The organism is Methylophaga lonarensis MPL (assembly GCF_000349205.1).
Classification (GTDB): Bacteria; Pseudomonadota; Gammaproteobacteria; order Nitrosococcales; family Methylophagaceae; genus Methylophaga; species Methylophaga lonarensis.
In genome coordinates this window covers 1-440 of the sequence record NZ_APHR01000104.1, presented here as the reverse complement: position 1 = coordinate 440, position 440 = coordinate 1, and the positions used below count along the sequence as shown (strand labels likewise).

General features: G+C 51.4%; 1 protein-coding gene. It reads left to right on the top strand.

Going from position 1 to position 440, the window contains the following annotated elements; translation table 11 throughout:
* Positions 1 to 75 precede the first annotated feature (75 nt).
* Positions 76 to 440: glutamate synthase subunit alpha (locus tag MPL1_RS13045; RefSeq protein ID WP_009727607.1), on the top strand; the 365-nt coding region annotated here is incomplete at its 3' end.

Here is a 440-nt window from a genome sequence, read left to right as displayed (position 1 = left end):
AGTCAGCCTGTGGTGTTGAAGCACTGCGTTCGTTACCGGTAATGCGTCAGCTGTTTATCAATCGCGGCTGATAACATGGATGACGCTGCTTTTGAGCGCGCTCTGTATATCGCAAGACGCAAAGCTGAAAAAGCCATTACGGACGACTCGGATTTCTATATTCCCAGCCTCTCAGCTCAAGTCGTTTCCTACAAAGGTCTTGTAATGCCGTCGTACCTGCCGGTGTTTTACAAGGATCTGAACGACGAGCGCCTGGAAACGGCCATTTGTGTGTTCCATCAGCGTTTTTCTACCAATACCTGGCCTCAGTGGCGTCTGGCTCAACCGTTCCGCTATCTGGCGCACAACGGGGAAATCAATACGGTTCAGGGTAACCGCAACTGGGCGCTGGCACGTGGTGCCAAGTTTGCCACATCACTGATTGAAAACATGGATGCTGA